The following is a 15729-nucleotide window of genomic DNA, read 5'->3' as shown; positions in this document are numbered from 1 at the left end:
CCCTCAATATTAAAAGCCACCCTTAAGGTAAGGGTGGCAGTGATGTCGTTTCAGGCTCTTCGTATACCTTTTCAGGTACTGTTAAAGACTGTTGCAATTCTGTTGAATTTATATTAACCGCCGGGAGCGTACCGGCATCCGGGGTATCCTGATCCTTTTTATCTGTTTCGTTGTCGGGGGTGATAGACGGCGAAACTGTTGTTTCTTCCTCTGCCTGTTCGCCTGTAATAAAAAATTCCCCTTCAACATTGTGCCCATTATCCCCGGGGGCCTCCTCCGGGGGCTTTTGGCCGGGTAATTGTTCTCCCTCACCTGCCTGCTGGTCCTGGCCGTTAGCCGGATTGGCCCCTTGTCCCCGGGAATTAGCACCGGAGCCAGCCTGGTAAATCGTTTCCCTCGCATCGCTATTTAAAACCGCCTGCCCGGTAGTTTTAACCCCTTGCTCTTTAAGGGGCTGGACCGGTTGTCTTCTCTCTTCTGAAAAAGTCTTTTCCGTTACCGGGCCTTTATTTTCCAGGTCATTATATATTGCAGGGGGCTCCCCCTCCATTACCATGGGCGCCGGGGCCTCCATAATTCTTACCTGTTCGGTTTTTTCCTGGAACAGCATCGACGCATCTTGCCTGCTACGCAATTGGAAGGGCGAGGGAAGATAACCGGCAGAGGCAGTAACGGCCACCACAATCATAAGGGCCGCCGCCAGGGAAAGCCATTGCGGCAGGCGCCGGTACCAGGGCCGGCGGGCCGCTTCAAGCTTTGAACGTAAACCCTCACTAAACCCGGCCGGCAGTTCCATTTCTTCTTCCGACCAGTTCTTAAGAAGATCTACCGTCCGGCGCAGGGCATCCAGCTCTTGGCGGCAGGAATCACACCACCGCAGGTGTTTCTCCACGGCCAGCCGCTCGGTTGTTGTCAGGACCCCGTCAATGTATGACGATAGCATTTCGCGGCAGTTGTTACAGTTCACAGCCCCTCACCCCCTTTGCTTATATAGACGCTTTGCGTGGCATAATGTTCCCTTCCCGTGATCAAGTGCTTTCTTAAAAACTGCCGCGCCCGGCTCAGGCGAGATTTCACCGTACCTAAAGAACAACCGAGGACAGCCGCTATCTCGTCATAGCTCAGGCCCTGAATATCCCGCATAATAACTACCATCCGGTATTCCGGTGTTAGAGCCTGGATTAAGTTATGTATATATTCCTCCCCTTCCCTGGCCAGGAAAATTTCTTCCGGTGAAGGTGCATCTCCCCGGATACCCGTTTTCCGGAGCTCACCCTCCTTCTCCTGCATCCCATCCAGAGAAACAGTTGGCCGCCTGCTAATGCGGCGCAGGGCATCACGGCAGACATTGGCAATGATATGCTGCAGCCAGGTTTTAAAGGAACACTGGCCCCGGAAGCCCGGCAGGTTTTTATAGGCGCGTACCAGGGCCTCCTGGGCGGCATCACCGGCATCTTCGGGGTTCCCCAGGAAGCGGTACGCAACGGTGTAGAGCATCTTCTGGTAACGCTCTACCAGGAGGGTAAAAGCCTCCATATCGCCCTTTTGACTCCTGGCCACTAATTCATCGTCCGGGATCACGGCTGCCCACCACCTTCCAGCCGTTTTCCTATTCGCCATCGAGTTTCATTTATCCTTTTAGGCCTTGCAGGAATATACAGTCTATGTTAAAATAAAAATCGCACACGCCGAAGTGGTGGAACTGGCAGACGCGCCGGACTCAAAATCCGGTGGCCGCGAGGCCGTGCGGGTTCGACCCCCGCCTTCGGCACCAGAAAAGTAAAATCAAGGATTCCAACAGATTAACCTCCTCATAAAAATCCAGTGCTACTGAGGAGGTTATTTTTATGGGCAGAATCACCAAATTTTCCCCGAAAGTGTAGTTCTTATCCAGACCCTGGAGGAATTTCTTCTTACCAAGCAGGCCGAAAGCTTATCCCCACGCTCCTTAGATGAGCTGCTATTGTACCAACACATCTTTCACATTATCTTCACATTATGCTTAATTTTATCACAACAACCCTCCATAATAAAGACAGAGGAAGGAGGGATTAGGTATGAAAAGCCGCTTAGCAATACTGGCCGCGGTAGTCCTGCTGGCGGGAACTATCGTCGTTCCCAGAGCCTTCGCCGTATACCAGCAGAATCAAGCTCCGGCTGGTACACCGACTCCCGCGGACGAAAACTTTGTTCAACAAATGTTCGACCAGCACCTGAGCTGGGTCGACAGCGCCGAAAAGAGCGGCCAGCTCACTCCGGAACAGGCCCAATCCTGGCGGCAGCACCTGGATAGTATGCGGGACTTTCATACCAAATACGGCATGGGCATGATGGGTGGAAATTTTTCCGGCTTCTGCCATGACGAAAATACGGGTCCGGATAGCAGCACCTAATCAAAAGAGGTGAACCGGACCCATTAAAGGAAGTGAAATGTGATGCGGAAAAGGTATATACTACGGCCGGTAGCCCACTGCAGCGGCGGGCATTAGCTCCCGGTCCCGGGCAGGACCTTAAACTGCCCTTTTTTGTTTTCCGGCGGCAGGCCTGTTTTAGCCCGGGTCCATCGTGGCTTTTCCTGTTTTTATGGGCTGCAGGCCTTTCAAATCTGCAACCCCAGGCGAATTTACCCGGTATACGAACCGATTAATCCAACTGTTGTAATACTGGTAAAAAGAAACTAAAAATGCTTCCCTTGCCAGGTGTGCTTTCTACTTCCACCCGCCCACCATGGGCCTCTACCAGGCTTTTTACAATTGCCAGTCCCAGGCCGCTGCCGCCGTCACGCCGCGAGCGGGACTTATCCACTTTATAAAAGCGTTCCCATATATAAGGCAGATCTTCCGGAGGAATCCCATGGCCGGTATCGGCAATACTTACCTTTAACTCCGTCCCAACCTGGGTGGCGGCAATGGTGATTTTACCCCCCGCCGGTGTATGGTGGCGGGCGTTGTCCAGAAGATTAATCACTACCTGTTCCAGGCGGACGGCATCTCCTTTGATTAACGGTAAAGAAGGAGCTATTTCCATTGTTAAACTTAAATTTTGATCGGCCAGTAAGGGTTGGTATTTCCGGGCCACTCTGGTCAGGAGTTCGCCCATGGCAATAGGTGCCAGATCCAGGGCCAGGTGACCGGCAGCCATTTTATTCAGGTCAAAGAGATCCTCGATCAGCCGCCGCAAACGTCTGGCCTCGGCCAGGATAATACCGCTATACTCCTGGCGTTCTTTTTCGCTACTTGCCATCCCATCGGCCAGGGCTTCCGCATACCCCTGGATAAAGCTTAAGGGGGTCCGTAATTCATGGGAAACGCTGGCCAAAAATTCCCGCCGCAACTGATCCAGTTGTTTCTGCTTGGTTACATCCTGGAGGATAGCTACGGCCGCCTGGGCCCTAGTTTCTTCATCCGGTAAAGGAGCAGCCCTGACAGCAATAACCTGTTGCCCCCACTTGATTTCCCCCGTTGTCCCTTCACCCCCTACGGCAGCTTGCAGGGGCGCCACTAAGGCCGCCGGCAGTGACATTCCCGGTACCAGTTGCAGGTTGAGGAGCTTTTCCGCCTGCGGGTTGGAAAAAAGGACCCGCCCGTTAAGTTCAAAGGCCAGTACGCCATCAGTTATACCCCTGACTACCCGGTTAAGTTTCTCTTTCTCCCGGGATAGGGCGGTTATACTTTGCGCTAGTTCGGCAGATAAATTATTAAAACTCCTGGCCAGCCGGCCGATCTCATCTCCTGACGTTACGGGGACACGGCCACTGAAGTCTCCCTGGGCCATATTCAGGGCGATCCGGTTCATCTGCTTCAAGGGCCGCGTCACCCGTCGGGCGGCAAAGATGGCCAGGATAGTGGCCAGTAGTACAGCTCCTAGACCGGCATACAGGATAAGGCGGTCAACGGCAGCCATGGCGGCACTGAGGGAAGCTTGGGGAGCAAAAAGAATCACGGCCCCGGTAACATCCCCGTTGACTCTGACCGGTACAGCCACCGTCAGCATATCAGCCTGGAATGTTTCCTGGTAACCGTGCTTTACCACACTGGTGCCCTGGAGGACCTGCTCGATGTCGGTATCATTTAAATGCATACCAGCTGTAGGTATATGCATACTGCTGTGGCCCATCATATGGTCCATACTCATACCGGTGGTACCATTACTACTGCAGGAGATAACCTGTCCCTGGCGATCAATAAACATAACCCCGGTACCAGCCAATTTGCCCAGTATTTCAGCTTGCGCAGCCAGGTTGTCATTATTCGCCAGGCTCCGGGCCAGCATATCGCCCCTGGCCAGCATGGTTTCTACCTGTTGGTTGTAGTAATAACTTTCTAACAAATGGTGCAGGGAAAAACCCACCGTCAAAAGACTGATTACTACCAGGGATACCAGGAGCAGCCATAATTTGACCGTTATGCTTTGCCGCATCATTCCTTCACCTCAAACTTATACCCCACACCCCAGACGGTAGTTATAAAATCATGCCCACGCCCCAGCTTTTCCCGCAGGTTCTTAATATGGGTATCCACTGTGCGCAGGTCGCCGTAAAAATCATAGCCCCATACCTTTTCCAGTATCTTTTCCCGGCTCATTACCTGCCCCGGGTGCCGCGCCAGGAAAAGAAGCAGGTCAAACTCCTTGGGGGTCAAGTTTTCTATTGTTCGCTCCCTTACTTTTACTACCCTGCCGGTGATATCAATGGATAATCCGGGATAATGCAGTTGCTCGCCCCGCTTACCATCACCACCGGTACGGCGCAACAGGGCTTTAACCCGCGCCACCAACTCCCGGGGGCTGAAGGGCTTGACTACGTAATCGTCCGCACCCAGTTCAAAACCTGTCAAACGATCCATTTCGTCTCCCCGGGCGGTCAGCATTATGATGGGTAAATCCATTTTGGAACGCACAACCCGGGCCACACTCCAGCCGTCGCCATCGGGCATCATCAGATCCAGTATCAAGAGATCAAAGTTATTTTGCTTAATCTTTTCCAGGGCCTCATAGCCACTAGCCGCCTCGGCCACTTCCATACCGTCCTTTTCCAGGTACAGGCGCACCAGCTGGCGCAGCCCGGCTTCATCATCGACTACCAGAATGCGGGGCCTGGTCAATCTCTTTCCCTCCCTGATTATAGATAATATTAAGCAAGCGTCATGTTTCCAACTTCTTGATTGATAAGACCGGAGCTAAAATACACTAAATTTATCGGTTTACATTGATTATAGCACAACCGATCAGGAGGTCAAGATAAAACAAGAAACCCGTCCACTCTAAAGCTGTGGTGAGACCTCTTTCTAAATATGTCAAATTAATGTTAAGTTCCTGCGAACAAAGTATGGAGAAATTATGAAGGCAGGTAAAGCACGGCGGGAAGATAAAAGCCCCGGTTTCACCGGAGCAACATCATAGTTCACTATGGCTGGTACCTGCCCTGGAGGGGATGGTTATTACTTTTTTATATGGGCTGCATCATTGCCGGTCTGGCCCTAATGCTTAGCTTCGAGGCCATCAACCATCTCGGTTGTGAACCGGTGGCCATGTTCAATAACTTATCACCTATTTTTACCATTGCCCTTGCAGCATTACTCCTTAAGGAGAAACTGGTCTGGTACCATACCATCGGCATCATTTTAACCCTGGGCGGGGTTCTCGTCTCCATCCGGGAACATCCCCAAAAAAAGAAAACCTGTCATATACCGGGAATACGTTAGCAGCATATTGCTTTACTGCCAGCCGTGCCGCCGGCAGCGACCCCGTCCCGGGGCGGGCGAAGTGAAAATTTCTACGCTACCGCAGCGGGGGCAGGTTTCATTATTTCCTTTTTCCGGTTCCCATTCATGGCCGCATTCTTCACAGCGGGCCCTGGCCCCGGCCAGGCAGTAAATCCCTCCTTCGATGCGGATAGCCTTGCCGTTAATCAAGGCATCGGCCACCTTGCTCCGGGCAGCGCCGAGGATACGGAAAAAGGTAGGCCGTGAAACCCCCATCCTGGCGGCGCAGTCTTCCTGCTCAAGACCTTCTATATCTTTCAGGCGAATGGCTTCCAATTCTTCCACTGCCAGGACAACTTCTTCCAGCTGGCGTAAAGGTACGGCTGCCGGTTTGAAATAAGTGATCCCAGGTATAAATTCTACCCGCCGGCACTTGGGCGGCCTCGGCATGATGTTCCCTCACTTTCAACCCTTACTTTATCTTATCATAACCCCAATGTGGACTTATGTCAACCATGAGGAAAATGAGCGCAATTTGCATCCGGTAAAAAAACAACCTTCAGCTTGCGGTGATAGCGCCGCAGTATTTTTATAAAGCTGGGGCCAAAAAACAGGTAAAAGACCGCGTTGCCTGCGGCATGAAAGGTGTCAAACCAGAAGCTGGCCGCGCATGTGGCTACAAAAGACTGCCAGTTAAGCGGGTTGATAAATCCCGCCCAGGTCCAGAGATTTAATATCCAGCCAAAAAGGTAGCCCCACACCACGCAAAAAAGGGTCATGCATGTTTTGCCTGCCGTGGGAAAATATTTCCCCATCAATCCCGCCGAGGCGCCCGCTAAACCCCAGGCAAGCATCTGCCAGGGCGTCCATGGCCCCTGTCCCAGAAAGAAATTTGATACCAGCGCCGCGGTAGAACCGGCCATAAACCCGGCCTGTGGGCCAAAGATATAACCTGATACTATCACTATAAAGGTGACCGGCTGGATACTGGGAAAAACGGCAAAAGGGATCCTGCCTGCTGCTGCAATAGTCCCGAGTACGGCCACCACCGCTACTTCCCTGGATGAAGCCTTTCTCTGTTCAAATCTCCAGTAAAATAAAATAATGGCGGCAACAATAATTACCAGGGCTATCAGCCCCCACCCCTGTCCGAAAAGCTGGGGATTAATTCTGCTAATGACCAGCAAAAGCGCCACAATGCATACAACTAAAAAGGGAAATACGGCCTTTTTCCAGAAACACATGTTATTACCTCCGCGCGGGTAACGCGCCCGGCTATCTCCCGCACTTTCAAGTGATGAACCGTGCTTCTCCTTTTTGCTTCCTGTTGGGCCAGAGCAGTTCTAAACTGGCCAGGGCGTCGGCCAGCGTAAGGACGCCGTCGGCAAAACCCCTGCACATTTTGCCAATCTGGGTGGTATAAAAATAAGAACTGCCCAGAACTTCCTTTTTAGGACCGTCGGCCACGAGGCGTCCGGCAAACATCATCAGCACCCGTGTCGCATGGACGGCGGCAAACTCGACGTCATGCGTAACCAGCACCACGCTTGCCCCTTCCCTGCATAAACCCGACAGGATTTTCCCTAGCTCGTCTTTTAACCGGCCGTCCATACCCCGCGTAGGTTCATCAAGCACTAAAACCCTTGGGCGGGTAACCAGTATTGAAGCCAATGCCGCACGCTGGCGCTCGCCGCTGCTCAGGTCGCGCGGGTTTGCCTTGCGGCACGCTATGAGCTCTAATTTTTCCAGGTATTCATTTACTACACCGTCATCTGTTAAGCCAAAATTTTTTAGGGTAAAGTGCAGTTCTTCTTCCACGGTTTCCTGAAAAAGATAGTCGTTGGGGTTCTGGGAAAGGTAAGCAACCCTGCCGGGAACAAAACGTTTTTCGCTGTTCAAGTCCCGGCCATCAAGCATTAGCCTACCCCGCGTGGGTTTCAATAGGCCTGCCATTGTTTTTAAGAGGGTAGATTTACCGGCACCGTTGTTGCCCAGGACAGCTGCAAGTTCCCCAGGAAAAATCCGCAAATTGATATCTTGAAGCGCCTCCCTGCCGCCCGGATAAGCAAACCACACATTATCCATTACCAGGACAGGCTTTCCCGTATCTTTTTTTTCTACAGGTCTTACAGGAGGAGTCTTGCAGTATCTAAAATTTTGCCGCAGCAGCCGGCGCCCTTCCTTTACGGTAACTGGGATGGTGGCAAAATTATTCCTGGCAAAAAAGCTGGCTACAGGCGGGATGAAAGGAATATCCCTTGCTGCCGCCCAGCTGGCCAGTTGTCCCGGCGTACCGTCATACCTGATCTGCCCGTCTTCCATAAAAACGACCCGGTCAGCCAGGTGAAAACACCTTTCCAGCCGCTGCTCGATTAAAATTATGGTAAGTCCCATTTCTTCATTTAGTCTCTTAACGAGATTTAAAAATTCTTCGGAAGCCACCGGGTCCAGTTGAGAAGTAGGCTCGTCTAAAATCAACACCCGCGGTTGCATGGCGAGCACCGCGGCCAGGGCCAGTTTCTGCTTTTGACCGCCCGACAGGTGCGCGGTGAATTCTTCCCTTAACCCTGCCAGGTCTAGAAAGCTCAGGGCTTCGGCCACGCGCCGCACCATCTCTTCCCGGGGAAGTCCAAGGTTTTCCAGTCCAAAAGCGACCTCGGCTTCAACGCTGGTCATAACCAGTTGTTTTTCTGGATCCTGGAATACCATCCCCACCTCTCTCGCCATCAGCCTCCGGTCTATCTGGCTTACATCCCGCCCATCAAAATATACCCTGCCGCGCAAACGGCCGCCATAAAAGTAGGGAATCAGCCCGGCCAGGGCCCGGGCAAGCGAAGATTTTCCCGAGCCCGAACCGCCGGTTATTAGCAAAAAATCTCCTTCTTCGACATGCAAATTTATACTTTTTAAAGCGGGTTTTTCCCTCTCAGAGTAGAAATAAGTTAGATCTTCGCATTGAAATACGGGCATCGCCGCCACCCCCAGCTCAATACCGCCGGAACGGATAAAAAAACGACAATAAAAACTAAATTGAACACAGCCATAGTATTTTTAAGCAAACAGCCCAGCCGCGGGTAAAATTCAAAAGTACTGTAACCTGTTATCTGGGCGCAGACCGCCAGTCCAAAGGCGAGTATAGCTCCTCCAAGGCAGAAACTGTCCCGCGGGCGCCAAACATGCCGCTGGTAAGAAGACCTCGGACCGCTGCCAAAGGCCCGCGCATGCATGGCCTCGGCTATTTCCAAAGAATCTTCCAGGGAAGATAAAAGCAGGATATTTATTAACACGGCATGGCTTTTTAACTTTTGTTTTAAATTTCCTGTTTGAAAATCAACGCCCCTAATCATCATTGCCTCCTGGATGTTTGCCATCTGTCTTACCATACTGGGAAATAACCTGGTAGCCAGGGACAAAATCAGGGCCGTTTTGGAAGCAAAACGGGAAAGCAGGGCCAGAACTCTGTCCGGGTGAACCACGAGGTTATAAAGGCAGAAGATGCTGATGACAATGAAAAGCCTCACGCTCATGGCTGCGCTGTAGCAGATGGCTTCTAAAGATATGGTTAAGCGGCCCAGAACTGGAATATTCGGCCCAGCCCAGATTATAGTCTCCCCGCCGCGCGCCAGGAGGGCGTTGATTATTATTATGGGCAAAGCGAAACCAAGGCCTATTTTCAGGTAAATTCCCCAAACTTCTCCCCCCTGCGCGGCGCTAATGTTCAGGACTAAAACCAGCAGTAGGCCCACCAGGTAAACGGGATTGCTAAATAAAAGGGCCAGTACCAGCAATATGCAGAGGTAAGCCAGAATAGCCGCCGGGTGAAGGCTCTGGAGAAAAAGTCCCTTATCCTGGTAAAAAAAATTCTCGTACATTTATCCGGATTCCTTTTGTATTTTTAGCTTCCTGTTATAATGCTCACCGTTTGCGACACGGCATCCCAATTCACCTTATAACCGAAAGCTTCTGCCACAAACCGCGCCGGGAGATAAACACGGCCTTCTTTTAGAATTGGAGCAACGCCTGTATCTCTCGGGTTACCGTCGATGTAGCCGGTCTTCTGGCCGACTGTTAAGGTTATTGTACGGCCGTTCTTTACTAATTTTGCTATACTGTTCTTCTGATCCCAGAAGATACTTTCAGCAGGCACGTCCAGGGCATAAGCCAGATAACGCAAGGGCACGTAAGTTCGCCCGTTTTCAATAAAAGGAGCTGCATCCATAGTTTCATTTCTCTTGCCCTGGTCCGAAAAAATTGCATACGTCTTTTTCCCTACAACAAAACGCGCTTTATATGAAGTAGCGGCAGGCTGGAGTTTTAGGCGTTCATAGAACGGCCTGCCGGAAGATATAGCGCCCAGGGCCATCAAGGCCTGGGTGGTGGCTATCTCGTTGCCGCCCGTCCCCGCAATGTGTTCAAAAGAACCGTCAGCAAGCTGGAAGCCCAGCAGGGCGGCCAATACGTCCCCTTTTGTCTTGTTAAAACTGCCGGTCAGGGGGTCAAGGCCCACTGCGACCAGCCCTTCAATAACAGTGGAGCAGCTTTCCGCATTTTCTGCTCCCCAGGACTCGAAACAGCCGTTTTCCTTCTGGGCTTTTTCCAGGTAAGCAACTGCCTTCTGGACTACGGGGCTGGTCATATCTTCACCCAAAGCCCCCAGGGCCATCAATGCCATCCCTGTAGAATCGACATCTGACGTCTTTTGATCTTCTGCGTACCAGTAAAAAGACCCATCGGCATGCTGCCTGGCAGCCAGCCAGCCCAGGGCTTTTTCTTTATCCTTAATCTCTGCCCCGGCAGCCTGCAGGGCCAGTATGGCCCAGATGTGCGCATTCAACAGCTGTTCGCCGCCGCTTTTTACGTTGTCGGCAAACTTGCCGCTGGGAAGCTGGGCGTCCTGGATCTGTTTAATAATGTTCTCACCCAGATAATTATATGGATCGCCTCCATTGGCCAGGACGGCCAGGACCAGGACGGTATAATAATTCATGTCGCCGGACTGTTTGGCGGCGGCCAGCAGGTTTTCACATGCCCGGCCTGCCTGGGTGGTATTCAGGTCTTTTCCTGATGCCGCCAGCGCTATATAGCTCCAGTACGATAAAATACCCCCGTTCTTCTCCAATTTCAGCAGGTAGGCAGCCGCAGAATTCATAGCTCCTTCGACACTGCCCTTTTCGTAAAGAGCCCAGGCCGGCGCAGACGTGCCTGCCAGAAGCAAGGCCACGGCTAAAACCCATGCCAAACTTGAATACTTACGCTTCAACATCCACATGCCCCCTTATGAAACTATTGATTGGGGTTTTGTTCCAGATCCCCCCAGGATGGAGCTTTACTCCCCAAACTCTCGCTGTACCACCAGATGATCCTGTCGCCCGCAACTATCTCTTTGTCGCTGGCCGCCATCATTACTACCTCTTCATTAACCTTGTACATCCACCCGCTCATGCCTTTATTTTCCTGTCCGGCTATGCTGGTGACCAGCTTGCCGTATACAGGGCTAATGCTGTATTTTAAGCCTGTGGCGTCCAGAGCCCCAAGGACCGTAAGCCCCCACTTGTTATTTTCATCAACCTCTACAAAGGATGGGCCAAAAAGCACCTGCCCCTTCAAACCCACAACCGCAACTCCCACCCGTAACTCCCGCTTTTGAGAAGATTGCGCGTCAGCAGGAGTGCCGCTATGTGTCTTATCAACTTGATTGCTGGTATTAGATGCTGCAGAAGATTTCTCTTTCCCGGCCACAGGGGTAATGCCTGGAGCATTGCCTTCCGTCTTTTCCTTGGAGGTAATTTCAGGTACCTTTTTGACGTCTTCTTTAACTCCGTCATCAACGGGTTCTTCTACCCCGGATAAAACGCTTTCGGTGGTAGCTGTGGTAGTGTTGCCCACAGGCGGCTCGTTTAAAGATATCTTTGCTTTATATATCGCCGGTCCTGCCAGGGCAAGTATGGCTATCAAGGCTGTTATCAGGTAAATAACTTTCTTTTGCACTTTCAATACCTCGCCCCAACTGTATTCAGCCACGGTTCCAGCGAGGAGCACCGCTGGCTTTACGGCCCTCCTCGCTTTGTCCGTTTCAATCCTGTCTCTATTCGGCCGTCAACATCCTGTAGATCATAACCGCGCATTCAGCCCTGCTGGCAGTCGCCGCCGGCCGGAAGGTACCGTCTTCATAGCCTTTAACAAGCCCTCTGGCGGCAGCTGCGGCCACGCTATTCATGGCCCACGCAGAGATTTTGTCGCTATCTTTAAAGGAAACATCCCCTTCGTAATCTAACAAATCCAAAGCCCGCGCCAGCATGGCCGCCATTTCTTCGCGGGTAATAGACTTTTGCGGCCGGAAGGTGCCGTCTTCATAACCTCTTATTAAACCGCCGGCGTAGGCGGCAGCAACCGCCCCGGCATACCGGTCACCGCTTTTTACGTCTGTAAAAGGAACCTGCGTTGCCTCACTATTTTCCAGGTCCAGGGCCTTTGTCAGGAGGCTGGCAAATTCTGCCCTGGTCACCGCCCTTCCCGGCTCAAAGTGCCTGCCGTCAATCCCGGCTACGATGCCGGCACCGGCCAGTTCCTCGATGGTATTCTTTGCCCAGCCATAGCTGTCGGAGGTAACATCAACGAAGGATAGCCTTGCTTCCCTGGCAAAGACGGCAAAATTGGTAAAATGGTTTACCTGAGCCACGATCAAGCCCCGGGAGAGATCTGCTACAGCGGGGACAGCCACCCACTCGCCTTTTTCCTTATCGTACCACGCCAGGGCCAAGTTTTCCGCCTGGACCAGCGGCGGCAGGGCAAATTTTAAAATAATGGTAACCGGAACCTTAAAAGTCGTACCGTCGGGGCCGAAATCGAATACTCCCGTTACCGGCCTGTAACCGGACGGCAGGGTTAAACCGCTGTCGTTAAAGGCAGACTCTTTGATGGTTATCTTTGTATCTTTCGCCAGGGCTCCGGCCGGTACGGCCAGGGCTATTTCTTCTTGTTCATCTGCTATAACGGCGCCGCTTTCAGCCGTAACCTCAACGGCCAGGTCAACCGTGTTCTGGGCCAGCGCCTTTTTAAGCCCGGCCATTTCTGCCCGGCTCAGGGCGCTGTCGCCGCCGACTACCACGACTGCCCGCCCCGCATTACTCAAGGCCCCTACTTCAGCCGTACCTTCTTCAAGTCCCAGCAGCTGGTCAATCGTTTGCAGGGCTTCCAGGGCACTACTGGACGCCTGCAGGGTACCGGGCAGTTTTTCGTTTTGCTCCGTCAGGGTAGCCGGGGTGGCTTCTTGCTGCCCGGAAACAGTGCTGGCTTCAGTTAGGCTATCCCATGTCGGCCCGCTGGAAGTCCAGTCCGTGCTATACCACCAGATTATTTCATCACCGCTCTTAATGGTTTTTTGATCGGCGCCCACGCTGGGGACGCTCCCGTTGACCTTGTACATCCAACCGTTCATGCCGCTGTTGGCCAGACCGGCGATGCTCGTGACATATCCTGCAAAAGTATAATCAATACCGGTGGCATCCAGGGCCCCCATGACCGTCAGGCCCCAGGGGTTGTCTTTACTAACCGTAACAACGCTCGGTCCGTAAAGGAGTTCCCCATTGCTACCTACTATAGCGATATAGACTTCAAGGTAATTTGTTTCCTGAGAAGATGATGTAGCGGATTCGGTTATATTTAAAGTAGCCGTAGCCGCAAGCCCGTTATAGACGGCTTTTACCACCGTCTGGCCTTTATTTAAAGCAGTTACCAGACCGGAGCTGACTGAAGCAACATTACCATTTTCGACCGACCAATCAGCCTCACCGGTTACGTCAATCCTCGTGCCGCCAAAATAGGTCATCAAGGCTTTAAACTGCTGCTGTTCGCCAACTTTAAGGGTGGCAGCTGCAGGCTGCACCACAAGGCCGAGGAGATCTCCAGGGTCAATCGTCCCTATCAAGATCAGATAAGTATAAAGGGCCTCGCCGGCGTCTAAAATATTTCCATAGGCGCCAAAGCTGCCGTCCTCGTTCAGGGCATTGAGCATCATGTAGGATACCGGTGTTAATCCTTCTTCGCTCTGCCAGTTTAAAGGATCCTGCCCTAGTCTTTTAAGGGTTATAATTACTTCCGCAGTGTCCACTACCGGGTCTTCGGACCAGTAATCATCAAAATAATAAACACTGCCGTCGGCGTGCAGCCACTTTTGCAGGTACTGTAAACCGCTGTCAATGGCAGCCTGTATTTCTGCATCTTTCTCATAGCCGGTCAGGTATGTCAGGGCCCGGATGGCCTGGGCGGTAGACATAAAATCGGGATTGAAATTTTCGCCATACGTTTCTCCCCAGGCGCCGCAGTCGTCTCCACCGGCGCACTGTTTGCTCAGGATGTAGTCGCGGGCCTCTTCTTCGATCGCGCTTATCCGGCCGGATTCTCCCAAGGCGATATAAGCCCACATGTCGCTGTACACGCTGTCGTCAAACCCGCTGTCCGAATGCCTTCCTATTAAAATTTCTGCGAGTTTTTCAACCCGTGTTGCGTCACCCCAGCTGCTTAAAGCCAGCAGGCACTGGGCTATCGTTTTCGTCCGGGACCTTTTTACCCAGGGAGAGCTGTCGCCGGCATAATCGGCATGCGTTTTCCCTAAAGATTTTAAGGCAATTAACGTCTCGGCTGTAGCAAAGGTGCTGTCCCACTGGGCCGGGATGGCCCCGGTATCTACGTCCTGGATGTCCTGCAGGTAGGTAAGGCCTTCCTGGATGGCATTATAAACGTCGCTACCCTGGTCTTCTGCGCTGTCAAAGTAGCTTAAAGCTGTAAGCACCTGGGCCGTCAAATCCGGCTCCTCTTCAAAGTAGCCGCCCCAGGCCGCTCCGGCAGGTTGCCCCCAGGCGTCATTATGCTTATGTTTAAAACTATTAAGGTAGTTTAAAGCGGACTCCTGATCAATGCCGTCGAGCCGCCCCGCTTTGCCCAGGGCGGTCAGAACCATGACAGCGTCATAGATGCTGCCGCCAAAGCTGCCGTCCTTGTTTTGCTTGCTAATAATAGCTTGTGCAAGAGTATCGATGTATGCTGAACTCGCATCCACAGCCCGAAGGGCGGTTAGTTCTTTCGCCAGGTAAACGGCGTCCAGCACCGAAGGATCGGCGGCCGCGGCCTCCGCCGAAGCAAGCACGACATCTTTTAAAGTTGTACCGTTATAAGACCAGTCTCCTGCGGATAGATCTTCACCGGCATCTACCAGGGCTTCGACGCAGCGATAATCAAAGTACCAGCCGTTAACTTCATAGGTAAGTTCGCCTTCACAGTATCTTTCTTTGAAATAGTTGACGGCTTTTGCAATGCTATCCTCGATTTGTTCGTAGAGTTCATCTCCACTATAGTCATCCTTTACCAGAGCCAGGGCCTGCAGAGGTGCCTTGGTTCCATATTCATTGGCCATAGGGCCAAAAGTACCGTCGTCATTCTGGTTCGCCACTATGTAAGAAACAAGACTGTTTTCATCCCCGAGCAAATCGGCCAGTTCTTCGATGTTCTTTTTTAATGTGCCGTTTTCCGTGGACCATTTAACCCCACCTAAATCTTCACCGGCCAGGGTAAGGAGGTAGGCCGTGTAACCATCGATGTCTTCCCCATCCTTGTAGCTTTGATAAATAAACTCCACGGCCTTATCTTTAAGTTCCTGAACTGTATAGGTAGTGGATTGATCTGCCGCTATAGCTTTTTCCGGGATAACAGAGGGCATAAAAACACTGAAAAGAAAACAGACCGCCAGCATCAGGGATATAAGGCGCCTGTTAAATCTGAAAAACATACCGATACCTACCTTTCTCTAAAAGATAGCTGTAGTCCTAAAACCTTTTAAACGCCATCAAATTTAAAAACGGCCAGTTCTAACACCTCCTTTTGATATCCCCGGGATGAGTTAGAATAGGCCGTTCTATCTTTTTACTCCTGGACCGGCTTATTTATATAAATAGTTTTATTCCAGGCGCCTACTCTGAAAAAATAAAACCCCCGCTCCAGAACGTACAGGGGTCGTGCCGTTTCCCCATCC

At 51.9% G+C, this 15729-nt stretch carries 13 protein-coding genes and 1 tRNA gene; 3 read left to right on the top strand and 11 right to left on the bottom strand.

Translation table 11 applies throughout. The features are described from left to right. Window positions 1-22: 22 nt before the first annotated feature. Entirely contained in the window at window positions 23-967 is a 945-nt protein-coding gene (locus NWF31_RS06055) for an anti-sigma factor family protein (protein WP_258359613.1), read from the bottom strand. Beyond that, window positions 964-1581 carry an RNA polymerase sigma factor gene (locus NWF31_RS06050; protein ID WP_258359612.1) on the bottom strand — a complete coding sequence of 206 codons (618 nt, stop codon included), beginning with the start codon at window positions 1579-1581 and terminating at the stop codon, window positions 964-966. Before NWF31_RS06050 ends, NWF31_RS06055 begins: the two co-directional genes overlap by 4 nt. Window positions 1582-1687: 106 nt before the next feature. Here NWF31_RS06050 and NWF31_RS06045 point away from each other — a divergent pair. Together NWF31_RS06045 and NWF31_RS06040 are read left to right on the top strand one after the other, a co-directional pair. Further along, window positions 1688-1774, top strand: a tRNA-Leu gene (locus tag NWF31_RS06045). Window positions 1775-2057: 283 nt separating this feature from the next. Continuing rightward, on the top strand, window positions 2058-2393 hold the full coding sequence (locus tag NWF31_RS06040) for a hypothetical protein (RefSeq protein WP_258359611.1): 336 nt from the start codon (window positions 2058-2060) through the stop codon (window positions 2391-2393). 250 nt (window positions 2394-2643) lie between these two features. Here the strand turns inward: NWF31_RS06040 and NWF31_RS06035 are convergent, their stop codons facing one another. Both NWF31_RS06035 and NWF31_RS06030 read right to left on the bottom strand, forming a co-directional pair. Continuing rightward, complete coding sequence (locus NWF31_RS06035) at window positions 2644-4422, bottom strand: cell wall metabolism sensor histidine kinase WalK (RefSeq protein ID WP_258359610.1); 1779 nt, start codon at window positions 4420-4422, stop codon at window positions 2644-2646. Beyond that, a complete protein-coding gene (locus tag NWF31_RS06030) occupies window positions 4419-5102 on the bottom strand; it encodes a response regulator transcription factor (protein ID WP_258359609.1) in 684 nt (227 codons plus the stop codon). Before NWF31_RS06030 ends, NWF31_RS06035 begins: the two co-directional genes overlap by 4 nt. A 291-nt stretch (window positions 5103-5393) precedes the next feature. Here NWF31_RS06030 and NWF31_RS06025 point away from each other — a divergent pair, with 291 nt between their 5' ends. Beyond that, complete coding sequence (locus NWF31_RS06025) at window positions 5394-5702, top strand: EamA family transporter (RefSeq protein WP_340674358.1); 309 nt, start codon at window positions 5394-5396, stop codon at window positions 5700-5702. Window positions 5703-5714: 12 nt separating this feature from the next. On the opposite strand, the gene NWF31_RS06020 is transcribed toward NWF31_RS06025, so the two are convergent. The 7 genes from NWF31_RS06020 to NWF31_RS05990 form a co-directional block, all read right to left on the bottom strand. Then, window positions 5715-6152: a DUF134 domain-containing protein gene (locus tag NWF31_RS06020; protein ID WP_258359608.1), complete on the bottom strand. Its 438-nt coding sequence runs from the start codon at window positions 6150-6152 to the stop codon at window positions 5715-5717. 59 nt (window positions 6153-6211) lie between these two features. Then, window positions 6212-6946, bottom strand: coding sequence for an ECF transporter S component (locus tag NWF31_RS06015; RefSeq protein WP_258359607.1), 735 nt, complete (start codon window positions 6944-6946; stop codon window positions 6212-6214). Between the two features lie 46 nt (window positions 6947-6992). Next, window positions 6993-8672: an ABC transporter ATP-binding protein gene (locus NWF31_RS06010; RefSeq protein WP_258359606.1), complete on the bottom strand. Its 1680-nt coding sequence runs from the start codon at window positions 8670-8672 to the stop codon at window positions 6993-6995. Further along, window positions 8645-9574 (bottom strand): energy-coupling factor transporter transmembrane component T, encoded by a 930-nt coding sequence (locus NWF31_RS06005; protein WP_258359605.1) that lies wholly within the window; start codon window positions 9572-9574, stop codon window positions 8645-8647. Before NWF31_RS06005 ends, NWF31_RS06010 begins: the two co-directional genes overlap by 28 nt. 23 nt (window positions 9575-9597) lie before the next feature. Further along, window positions 9598-10965: a stalk domain-containing protein gene (locus NWF31_RS06000; protein WP_258359604.1), complete on the bottom strand. Its 1368-nt coding sequence runs from the start codon at window positions 10963-10965 to the stop codon at window positions 9598-9600. 20 nt (window positions 10966-10985) lie between these two features. Then, window positions 10986-11690 (bottom strand): DUF4430 domain-containing protein, encoded by a 705-nt coding sequence (locus NWF31_RS14770; protein WP_258359603.1) that lies wholly within the window; start codon window positions 11688-11690, stop codon window positions 10986-10988. 97 nt (window positions 11691-11787) lie between these two features. After that, window positions 11788-15486: an S-layer homology domain-containing protein gene (locus NWF31_RS05990; RefSeq protein WP_258359602.1), complete on the bottom strand. Its 3699-nt coding sequence runs from the start codon at window positions 15484-15486 to the stop codon at window positions 11788-11790. Window positions 15487-15729: the final 243 nt, after the last annotated feature.

Source organism: Neomoorella sulfitireducens (assembly GCF_024733845.1).
GTDB classification, from domain to species: Bacteria; Bacillota; DSM-521; order Neomoorellales; family Neomoorellaceae; genus Neomoorella; species Neomoorella sulfitireducens.
Note: the sequence above shows the minus strand (reverse complement) of the source record. Positions and strands in the feature narration are given on the sequence as shown.

Bases quoted from the DNA above. Each gene is read 5' to 3' on its own strand.
- NWF31_RS06040 (WP_258359611.1), top strand. From the start codon at position 2,058: ATGAAAAGCCGCTTAGCAATACTGGCCGCGGTAGTCCTGCTGGCGGGA.
- NWF31_RS06035 (WP_258359610.1), bottom strand. From the start codon at position 4,422: ATGATGCGGCAAAGCATAACGGTCAAATTATGGCTGCTCCTGGTATCC.
- NWF31_RS06020 (WP_258359608.1), bottom strand. From the start codon at position 6,152: ATGCCGAGGCCGCCCAAGTGCCGGCGGGTAGAATTTATACCTGGGATC.
- NWF31_RS06015 (WP_258359607.1), bottom strand. From the start codon at position 6,946: ATGTGTTTCTGGAAAAAGGCCGTATTTCCCTTTTTAGTTGTATGCATT.
- NWF31_RS06010 (WP_258359606.1), bottom strand. From the start codon at position 8,672: ATGCCCGTATTTCAATGCGAAGATCTAACTTATTTCTACTCTGAGAGG.
- NWF31_RS06005 (WP_258359605.1), bottom strand. From the start codon at position 9,574: ATGTACGAGAATTTTTTTTACCAGGATAAGGGACTTTTTCTCCAGAGC.
- NWF31_RS06000 (WP_258359604.1), bottom strand. From the start codon at position 10,965: ATGTTGAAGCGTAAGTATTCAAGTTTGGCATGGGTTTTAGCCGTGGCC.
- NWF31_RS05990 (WP_258359602.1), bottom strand. From the start codon at position 15,486: ATGTTTTTCAGATTTAACAGGCGCCTTATATCCCTGATGCTGGCGGTC.